General features: G+C 48.1%; 7 protein-coding genes. 5 read left to right on the top strand and 2 right to left on the bottom strand.

From position 1 onward, the window contains the following. The first annotated feature begins 115 nt into the window (after positions 1-115). The 3 genes from WBA89_RS08440 to WBA89_RS08430 all read left to right on the top strand — a co-directional run bounded on the left by WBA89_RS08440 (position 116) and on the right by WBA89_RS08430 (position 3,047). Positions 116-1,306, top strand: a complete 1,191-nt coding sequence (locus WBA89_RS08440; protein WP_424405562.1) for a trypsin-like peptidase domain-containing protein — start codon at positions 116-118, stop codon at positions 1,304-1,306. A 192-nt stretch (positions 1,307-1,498) separates the two neighbouring features. Next, the gene (locus tag WBA89_RS08435; RefSeq protein WP_424405560.1) at positions 1,499-2,077 is read left to right on the top strand and encodes a Uma2 family endonuclease; all 579 of its coding nucleotides are present in this window, start codon (positions 1,499-1,501) and stop codon (positions 2,075-2,077) included. Positions 2,078-2,414: 337 nt separating this feature from the next. Further along, positions 2,415-3,047 (top strand): restriction endonuclease subunit R, encoded by a 633-nt coding sequence (locus WBA89_RS08430; RefSeq protein WP_424405559.1) that lies wholly within the window; start codon positions 2,415-2,417, stop codon positions 3,045-3,047. Between the two features lie 235 nt (positions 3,048-3,282). Here the strand turns inward: WBA89_RS08430 and WBA89_RS08425 are convergent, their stop codons facing one another. Next, entirely contained in the window at positions 3,283-8,421 is a 5,139-nt protein-coding gene (locus WBA89_RS08425; protein WP_424405557.1) for a CHAT domain-containing protein, read from the bottom strand. Positions 8,422-8,471: 50 nt separating this feature from the next. After that, a complete protein-coding gene (locus WBA89_RS08420) occupies positions 8,472-8,603 on the bottom strand; it encodes a hypothetical protein (RefSeq protein ID WP_373535473.1) in 132 nt (43 codons plus the stop codon). A gap of 27 nt (positions 8,604-8,630) precedes the next feature. Here WBA89_RS08420 and coaE point away from each other — a divergent pair, with 27 nt between their 5' ends. Further along, positions 8,631-9,266, top strand: a complete 636-nt coding sequence (coaE, locus tag WBA89_RS08415; protein WP_424405554.1) for a dephospho-CoA kinase — start codon at positions 8,631-8,633, stop codon at positions 9,264-9,266. Positions 9,267-9,986: 720 nt separating this feature from the next. Continuing rightward, a complete protein-coding gene (gene patX / locus WBA89_RS08410; protein WP_424405553.1) occupies positions 9,987-10,190 on the top strand; it encodes a heterocyst-inhibiting protein PatX in 204 nt (67 codons plus the stop codon). Positions 10,191-10,424: the final 234 nt, after the last annotated feature.

Genomic DNA, 10,424 nt, shown 5'->3' with positions numbered 1-10,424 from the left:
ATAACTAAATAAAAAAGCCGACCAGGTTTGGGTCAACTCATAAAATCAAAATAAAAAAAGCACAAACCGCCGCCAACCGCCAACTCCCGCTACCCAACTACCAATTCCCACTACCATGAATAAAAATTTTTCTCGTTTCGACACTTTAAGCAGCGTGCTAGCAGGAACTACCGCAGCCTTAACCATCGTCATCAGCCAGCCCGCGATCGCCAAAACAGCCCAAGAAGTCGCCAACATTGCCGGCCCGCTGACAGTACAAATTAACAGTTCCCTAGGAGACGGTTCAGGCGTAATTATTGCCAAAACAGGCAAAACTTACACAGTTTTAACAGTCAACCACGTTGTAGAAAAAGCAGACGTTAAATATACCGTTCGCACCTCGATCGGCAAAAACTATCAAGCAACCGCAGTCACCCGCTTGCAAGCAGCCGCCACAGACGCAGATTTAGCAGTAGTAAAATTTGAAAGTCCCGAAGAATATCCAGTCGCGACGATCGCAGATTCCGATCTAGCCGTCATCGGCAGTCAAATCTACGTTTACGGCTATCCCGCTACGGGCGGACTCTTCGGCGCAGAAAGAGAACCGGAACTCTCTCCCGGACTCGTTACCAGCCGCCCGCACAACCGCCCCGAAGGTTACAATTTGCGGTATCAGGCAGTAACTTGGAGCGGTATGAGCGGCGGGCCAGTTTTCGACTCCGAAGGCCGAGTCGTCGGTTTGCACGGACAAGGCGAATTCGGTTTTGCCCAAACCAGTTCCGGCGAAGTCGCCCCGATCAAAACCGGATTTAATGCTGCAGTTCCCATCAATACATTTATCGCGAAGTTAGTGGCGGCGGGAATGAACAAATCTGAGTTGAAAGTAGACAACACTCCCGCAACTATCGGCCCGGTATCCACCGCCAATCCGCAAGATGCCCAAGCCTATTATTTTCGAGGACTTTCGCGGTTAGATCGAGGAGATGCTTGGGAGGCGATCGCCGATTTCAACAGAGCACTGGCTTTCAAGCCCAAATATACCCCAGAATTGTATTTTAATATCGGTAACGCCCGCACTTTCATCACTGCCGACTTGCCCGATCTCGATCCCACTCGCGGTTCCACTGCTATTCAAGCATACACGCAGGCGATCGCAGCCAACCCCGGTTTTGCCGACGCATACTACAACCGAGCTTTAGCTTACCTGGAAACAGAAGACAAACCAAAAGCAATTGCCGACTTTCAGAAAGCAGCAGAACTTTACAAACAAGGCGGGAGAACCAGCGCCTATCAAGACGCGCTCAACAGAATCAAACAATTGCAGTAAAATTAGAAGTTATACCATTTTTCTGACCTATGTGCTATGGATGAAATCCGAAGCCCCCCCTTAATACGGGGGGGTTGGGGGGGTAATATCTAGCGCTACTTTATGAAATTGGTATTAATAATTAAGAATTAAAAATGGGATATTTCATTTTTAATTCTTAATCAAGTTTATCAAAACAGCAGGTAAATAACAATGACTGCTATCACCTTAAACCTCAACTCAATAATTAAACTAACTTCCGAACAGTTCTACCAACTCTGCGAATCAAACCCCGATTTAAAATTAGAACGCAGCGCCAACGGAGAATTAATCGCCATGCCGCCAACCGGGGCAGAAACAGGCAAACGCAACTCGAAACTTAACTTGCAGGTGGGAATTTGGAACGAACAAACGGAACTCGGCGAAGTGTTTGATTCCTCCACAGGCTTTACCCTGCCCAACAAAGCCGATCGCTCTCCCGATGCTTCTTGGGTAGAAAAATCGCGCTGGAAAGCTTTAACACCCGAACAAAGAGAAAAATTTGTCCCGCTTTGTCCCGATTTTGTCATTGAATTAGTCTCCCCCAGCGACAGCTTGAAAAAGACGCAAGAAAAAATGCCAGAATATATAGAAAACGGCTGCCGTTTGGGTTGGATGATTAACCGCAAAAAACGGGAAGTTGAAATTTACCGCCTCGGTAGAAGTGTAGAAATATTGCAATCTCCTCAAACTCTTGATGGAGAAGATGTTTTGCCGGGATTTGTTCTAAATTTGCAAAAAATCTGGAATTAGCAGAACTTAATTTTGACTGACAGCGGATTCCAAGTTTATGAAGTATAACCGCTCTTCGAGTGCCGTGTCCCTACAACAACTATATACGAATAAGCATAAAAGTGCTGTACAGTTCGAGGGTAAATAATATTAGTTATAAATTGCTATAATTGTAAGGCTGTTTCATTCTCTTGTAGGGGCCGTGCCCCGTGCCGGCCCCGATGTTTGAAATGACCGATTTTTGGTCGGTGGAAGGGGTAGGCACGGGGGCACTACCCCTACAAAATCCCTGTTTTTGGGAGAATGAAACAGCCCTGGTTATAATTGTAATTATCCCTAAAATTAGCTGGACTTAGTTATGGTTCAAACAATTCAAGCTAAGAATGTCACATTAGAAGAATTACAAACACTCTTTGGTCTGCAACTTGTTCGAGACGACGCTTTTTTTAGAGAATGGCAAGACGAGTTGCCAGAAATCACCGACTTTCAGAAAAAACAACTAGACCAAATTAAAGCGGGCTATTTCAATTTACTGGAACATCCGCCGTTGCTGGAAAAAACCATCAGTTTGTCGATCGTCTCTCCGCTACTGTTCACCGGAGAATTTTACCTGCATCCATTTTATATTAAGCCGGAAAAATCTGTTGAAATTTCCGAAGAAGATGAAGGCGTTATCATCAAAGGCAGCCTCGATACTTTAGTTTTAAAAGAGCAGTTGTGGCTGATGGTAATAGAATCGAAACGAGTTTCGTTTTCGATCGAAGCGGGATTGGCGCAAATCTTAGCTTATATGCTGGCAAATCCCAATCCCGACAAACCTAGTTACGGCATGATTGCTACAGGCGGCAGTTTCATCTTTGTTAAATTAGTTAACGGAGAATCACCTCGATATGGCACATCTAAGGGGTATCTCACCCGGAACCCCGGCAACGAACTTTATGATGTACTCCGAATCCTCAAACGGCTGACTCAATTAGCAATTAGCAATTAGCAATTAGCAATTAGCAATTAGTCATTAGTCATTAGTCATTAGTCATTAGTCATTAGTCATTAGTCATTAGTCATTAGTTATTAGTTATTAGTTATTGGTTGCTGCTAACAAATAACAAATAACAAATAACAAATAACAACAGTCAACAGTCAGTAGGGGCGGTGCCCCCGTGCCCGCCCTCTTAAAAGCAGTCAACAGTCAACAGTCAACACTCAACAGCCATATCAAATCTGAACTACCAAGGCGAACCGATCATGGTAAAAGCAGCCCAATAATAAGGATGCGACAAATTTCGATCGCCCCTGGCGGCCAACTCCGACGGCAAAGGCAGAGCTTGATTGTTGCCCGATCGCACCAAATAACCATCCTGCAGGCGCACTTCTCCCCGCAGCATCGCCAACTGCGCTTGACGCAAAGCCTCAGCCTTAATCGGCGCGGTACGCAACTGCTGGTAAAACTCAGTCATCAGCCCCAAAGTACCCGCATCTGACACATACCACAAACTCGCCAGAGCCGATTTTACCCCAGCGTGCACCGCCAACCCCGCAAACCCCAACTCAGCCTGTTCGTCACCCACCGCCGTAGTACAAGCACTCAAAACCAACAACTCCACCTGCGGGTTGGATAACTTCAACTGATTCAACTGATTCAAGCGCAACTTAGTATCCCAAAACTGAATGTAAGAATTTTCGGCACCCCCAGGCTGAAAATCGCCGTGAGTAGCTAAATGAATAATTTTGTATTGCGGTTGATTGCGCTTTTCCTTCAAATTTGACAGAGTAAAAGCTTCATTCAGAAAAGACGAACCGGGCCAAATCTTGCCCACAATTGTCGATATTTCCAGCGGCACAGCCGGCAGAGGATTTTGATCGTATTGGGCCGGAAATTTCGACGCACCCATCGCCAAAACTTCCGAACCCCTAACATCGGCATAGCGAGTATCAGTCAAACTCAAACTGGGAATCAGCCCCAAACTGTACTTTTCTACCAAAAACTGTTTGCCGTCAAAAAGAGCAGCCAAAGGCAAAGTTCGCAAACCGGCATCCATCGAAAACACCAACGTGTCAATTTTGTTAGCCTCCAATTCCGGTTGCAGCGGTGCAATTAACCACTGATAAAGTTCCTGGGCTGGTGCCTTATAATCAGCAGAATTCAATCTCCGAGGAGTTCTCACAGCATTAGTGAATTCTTTGGCAACTTGCAACACAGTCTCGCGGCTTACAGACACGGTTTTAAAAACACTTTTGCCGTCGGGCAACAATAACACAAGTTCTAACTTTTGCTCTTTCGCCCACACGTAAAGAATCGCCGGCTTAACCCCTGTCAAGCGATCGACACTGCTGAGAGTATCTCGAATACTTTGCGGCGTGACCGACTTTTGAGCGATATTGCCACCAAAATAACGCTCAAATTCCTGGCCCTGAATTCTATCCCTTTGCTGCACAGCGTCGATCGGACTTATTTGCATCGCACTCGATCGAGAAATCTCAGGAACCCTCACATTTCCGACACTTTCTGTATTTCCACCACTGGCGGGCTTCTGTGCTGTCGCCTCGCTGCCGTTTGCTGTCGCTGCAGGCGCGGCCCCATCGGCATTTAACAACCGCGACGACAGCAGTACAGAGGAGGATGAGGAGGGAGAGTCGGTTTCGTTCGGCAGCACCTCAACAGACGCAGCAGCAGGTTCTGGCGAGACATTTGCGGTACTGCTCTTGGGCCCAGGCGCTGCCGGAGTCTGAGTGACAATTTGTTGAGAATTGCCTGTAGTTTTCAGTTCCACAGTGGTAGTTGCTGCCGGACTAGGCTCGATCGCCAGCGGTGTCGCAGTTGACGGTTCCACAGGGTTGGATGTCGAGTTTCCCGCGGCCACAGTCGTCGGCTTGCAGTTTCCTGAGCGGCAACTGCTTTGCAGCAAAGTCAGCGAACCCGATCGCACCTGCCCGTCTGTAGAAATGCTAACGCTCGATGTGCGATCGGCAGTCGTTCCAGTTCCCGCCGCCCGAAACACTCCTCCCGCATCAATTGCGACATCGCCGCCGGTATTGCCGCGAGCTTTGATCGAAGCAACTTCAACATCTTTTTGCCCGTTAATCTCGATCGAACCGGCACTTCCCGACTCCGAACTCGAATTGACAGCCCCCGTCACGATCTGGCCGGGCGCGGCGATCGAGATATTGCCGCCGTTTTTGGCACCGAAAGCATTGACATTGCCCGCTGCTACCCCACCGGCGCTGCGGATGTTGATATCGCCCCCCGCCCCGTTCGCCGATCGAGATGAAACAGCACCAGCAGTTAAGCTACCCTGACTGCTAGTGATGTTAATCCCCCCGTTCGAGGTAACGTCTCCGACAGCGACAGTACCTGCGATCAGAGAAATTGTGGCGTTATCAGTACCGGCGATCGCACCCGTTCCCGCGATCGCGCCGGTGCCAAAAGGCGATCGGATCGTCGTCGAGTCTTGAAATGTCACCGCCGGGACTGGTGTAGAATTTGTTGAATTTGGCGCTGTTGTGGGCGGCACAATAGTTATCAGCCCGCTACCGTCAGCGCGGCCGATCGCTACGGAAGCAAACCCGTTCTGCAGCGAGTTCAATTTTGCAGCAGTCAAGTCCAAAGCCTCAGTCTCAGCAGCACCGGCAATAGTAATATTCTGAGCCGGATCGATTGGTTGCAGCACCAAATTGCCGTTGCTGGCGATCGAATTCTTACCGCCCGTCAAATCAATTTCATTACCTGTCAGAGTAATATTTCCCCCTGTTTGCGAACCGCCAGCTTCGATCGCCCCTGCTGTCACTCCCGCAGCGCCCGTCAGCGTCACGTTACCCCCTATATCGCCCTTAGTGTCGATCGAGCCGGCACTCACCCTACCCTCTGCCGTAACGCTCACATCACCAGCCGACGTGCGCGGCAGCTTGGAAGAATTGACAGAAGTGCTGATGCTGGGGGGAGTTCCCGTGCGTAGCTGACCGGTTGTCACATTCCCCGTCGTGCTATTGATGCGAATTTCTTGATTGTTAGTAGTGATATTTCCGATGCGAATATTGCCGTCAGCTTTCAGAGTAATTGAGGCATCGTCAGCCCCAGTCAAAGAACTTGTAGTAGCGATCGTTCCCAAACCCGCCGGCGACTGAATAATTAGCGGGTCATAAAATGTGAAATCGTTAGCAATCAAAATCGCACCGGTACCGTTGCTGCGGCCGATCGTAATTCCAGCAAACCCGTTTTCCAAACTTCGGAGGTCATTTGCTGTCAGGTTCAAATAAATATTAGTACCGACATCTCCAGAACCGCCTATCGCAATATTTTGACCGATACTCCAAGGCTGCATTACCAAAAAGCCAGTGCCGCCGATCGAATTATTGCCGCCAGTCAAATTAATTTCATTACCAGTCAAAGTAATGTTTCCAGAACCGCCCGCGATCGAGCTCACTCCCAGAACGTTCCTAGCCGTTAAAGTTACATTTGCCGCAGATTTAGAGCCGCTAGCATCAAGTTTTTCGACTGTGACGTTTTGGCCTTCCAGCAAAATATTTCCGCTAGTACCGCTGCTAGAATTAGATGCCGAAATATTGTTAGCAACCGTTGTTCCCGGACTTGTTAAACTAATATTTCCGCCGTTGCTCGACAAATTGCCCGCCGTAATTTGACTTCCCTCCAGGGCGATCGCGCCGCCAGCCGTGCTAATTGTATCTTTAGGATTCATCGAAAAAGCACCCGCACCGCTGCGATCGGCATCTGCCCTGAAAGTCACCGAACCAGTAGTGGCCGCAAAACTCAACTTACCGTCCAAATCAGCAATTTTAATATCGTTGAGCGCTTCCAGAACCACATTTGCCGTCGCCGACAGACTTTCCAAAGCTCTAGTAGAAATTGTCAGCGAAGCATCGGAATTGTTTTGCCCTTGCGGTGGAGTTCCTGCCAAAATATTATTGTTAGCAATAATTGCCGCATCGCCCGCCGCTGCTTCGGAATCTGTAATTAAAATATTCTCCGGGTCAAGCAGCAAAGTTCCCAAACCGTTTGTGCCGGAAGTATCGACATTACCGTCAAAAATCAATCTTTGCTTGCCCGAAACTTCCACAAACCCGCCAATACCTGCGCTGCCGCCAGTTGGAGAAATGCCCGTCGCGCTGATGCTGCCCAAAAATGCTGCAGTGTTGTCCGCCCAGACAAAAACTCTGCCGCCGTTACCGGAGTCTGTGGCGTTGGCGGCGATCGAACTTTTGCCATCCACATAAGTCATCGTCGCATTCGGCACAGTTCCCTCGCCCCGGTAATCTCCGCCGATCCGCACCGTTCCGCCGCCGTCGGCCCCCGAAGCATCAATCTTCGCTCCTAATAGCCCTACCTTGTCGCCCAACACGTTGACACTGCCTCCCGCGCCCCCCCTGGCAGACACGTCCGCAGCACCCGATACCAGCGCAGTTCCTGCCATTGCAGGCACTGTTTGGCCTGCAGTCAGTACGACTTCACCGCGATCGTTCACAGTTATACCCGTAGCCTCAGCAACGCCGGGACCCGAAAGCAGTCGAGGCAAACTCAGGGGAGAAAAAGGCAGAGTTGTCGAACCCGACACTCCCGCACCCGGAGTAAATTCTAAACTCAGCAAAAGTCCGTTTTGACTCAACCGCACCCGATTTTCGCCAGGGACGGCCGCCACAGTAATTTGACCGCCGGGGGCTGAAAGTTTCCCGGTACTGATGACAGTACCGCCCAGCAAAGTCAAATTTTGCCCGGTTCCCACAGCCAAATCACCGGCATTGACAATACTCCCCGGCTGTGCGCCAAAAACAAAAGCATTCGGCGTTCCGACTAAGGCCGCGTAGTCGTTCGCCCCGGTGCCGCTGAACCAGCCGCTGTCAAAACCGATACCGCTAGCGGTGGTAGCAAAAAAAGACCCGGACACGTCGAGTCGGGCATTGGTTCCGAAAATAATCCCTGCGGGGTTCATCAGGTACAAGTTAGAATTGCCGCCGCTAACTTGAATTAAACCGTTAATTAACGAAGCGTCGCCGCCGACAACGCGGCCGAGGATATTTTTAATGGTTGGATTGGAGATAAAATTGGCTGTTTCGCCAGAATTCAAACCAAATCTAGTAAAACTGTGGAACAGATTTGCTCCGTCTCGCGAGGCTGTGCCGCCTGTAATGTCGTAGCGAGCTCCCAGTTTTGGGGCGATGGCGGTGCCGGTGCCCTCTGCTGCTGGAACGATCGACTGTGCCGCAGCAATTTGAGATTGGGGATAAATTGCTACAATCGCCCATCCCCTGCTATTTTCTTTGAGGAAAACCAGGTTGGGCAAAAAATCTAATATCAAAAATCCAGCAAGGGGAATTGCTGCCAGAATCGATCGCACAGCACGTTGAGCATTCATAAGTTTGCCTCGATCTAGACTTAAATTCGAGTTAAAAATGGAGATTTTAGCTAAAAAAGAGTCGATCGCACCCCAATGCTGACACTTCCTAATGCTAGCTCTCGATCGCAAATTTCCAATTTTAAGTCTAATTTTGATTGTGTCACCAACATAGCAAACACATAGACCAAGTGTCGAAACACACAGTTTTGTTTAAATCTTAGAAAATTATGAGCGATCGAGTTGTCCGCGCGATCGGTTTAACAGGGGGCATCGCCACCGGAAAAACCGCTATATCTAATTATCTGGCAGATGTTTGTAAATTTCCGATTTTAGATGCCGATATTTATGCCCGCGAAGCCGTGCAACCCGGTTCGCCAATACTCGACTCTATTGTAGAACGGTACGGCGCTAGTATTTTGTTTTCCGACGGCAATTTAAATCGGCCAGAGTTAGGAAATATTATTTTTTGTAACGCAGCCGAACGGCAGTGGTTGGAACAACAGATTCACCCTTATGTACGCCGCCGATTTGTGGAAGCAACTCAAAACTGCATTGCTTCACACAATCCGGTATCGCCAAATACATTGACAGTAGTTTTGGCAGTGCCGCTGTTGTTTGAAGCTAACATGACAGATTTGTGTACCGAAATTTGGGTAGTGTACTGTTCGCCCGAAGTGCAGTTAGAGCGGTTAATGCAGCGAGATGGCTTGAATTGCGATCGGGCGAATGCCCGGATTAAGGCCCAGATGCCGCTAGCTCAAAAGTGCCAACAAGCCGATGTTGTTTTGGATAACTCCTCAACCCTCGACTCGCTATTTTTACAGGTAGACAAGCAACTCAGTCGATTTGAGATTAGAGATTAGAGATTGCTCGTTACCAGGCTCTGCCTGGTAATGCAGATCGGGAGGCTCTGCCTCCTTTGAGGAAAGCAACTTACAGGAGAGAAGACTGTAGGAGCTGTTTAACTTATTAAGTTTTCGATCCTGAGTCGATTAGAGATTAGAGATTAGAGATTTAGGCATCTGCTACAAAATAAATTTATCTGCGTTTATAGCGGTTCTCACAAAGGTGAGGTATGCTTTTATGCCCGGTTTGCCCGATGCCCGATGCCCGATGCCCGATGCTTTTAGGCCCACGAGAGCACCTCATCTTTCTGAGAAAGGCTATATCTGTGTTTATCTGCCTGACATCTGCGGTTTCGCGATCGCAAATTTATGCAATCACCTTTACCGATTATTAATCGTGACCTATTGTTGCCGAAAAATGCATTATCAATAAATTATGAATTTAATCTGAAGATTCATAAAAAGTTACAATTTGCGGTGTTTGTTTGCTTGTTTCAATAGGATTTAAAAAAAAACAAGCGTTGAATACTTTTGCGATCGAGCAATTGGGCGAAAACTCGAACTTACGAGCGCATTAGCGAGTTGAATGAGGGGTTTTACCCCCTTTTGAGGAAAACTCAAAACAATCGCAGGTGCTGTCAATTACTAACTAATAATTTCGCCGCAATTCCAAATTTTACCCTGATATCAGAGTAGAGGCTGCGTATCAAGAAGTGGAAAATACAAACACCCAATTTTATGATGCGCGTTTACTCTTCCATTATGATGTCAAGCCTGTTACTGAGCGGCACCGCAGTTAACGCTCAAAGCTTAGAAAGTCGATCGACCTTTTTCTCTCAAGACAGCTCTGCTTCGGAAATTTTAACCGCTCTAGCCGACACTCAGACCTTTAACGCAGATAACGATAAAGATACGCCACCAGAACGAGGTAGTGGCAGATAAACCGTCAAAAAAAGGATGTATTTGCCCAAAAAGACGCGAAATATACTGAGTTATTAGCTTTAGTATTTTTGCTTCTTTTTTTTGTGGGAAAAACTCAGTAATTAAAACATTTTTAAACTGAGAATTAACCGCAATTAAGGAATGAGAATTAAATAACTTACCATTTTTATTGTTCTTGTGGGATGGGCGTCCCGCCCGTGCAGAAAGGACGGGCGGGACGCACCAGCTAAGGAA

It is taken from the genome of Microcoleus sp. (assembly GCF_049646505.1).
Classification (GTDB): Bacteria; Cyanobacteriota; Cyanobacteriia; order Cyanobacteriales; family Microcoleaceae; genus Microcoleus.
Note: the sequence above shows the minus strand (reverse complement) of the source record. Positions and strands in the feature narration are given on the sequence as shown.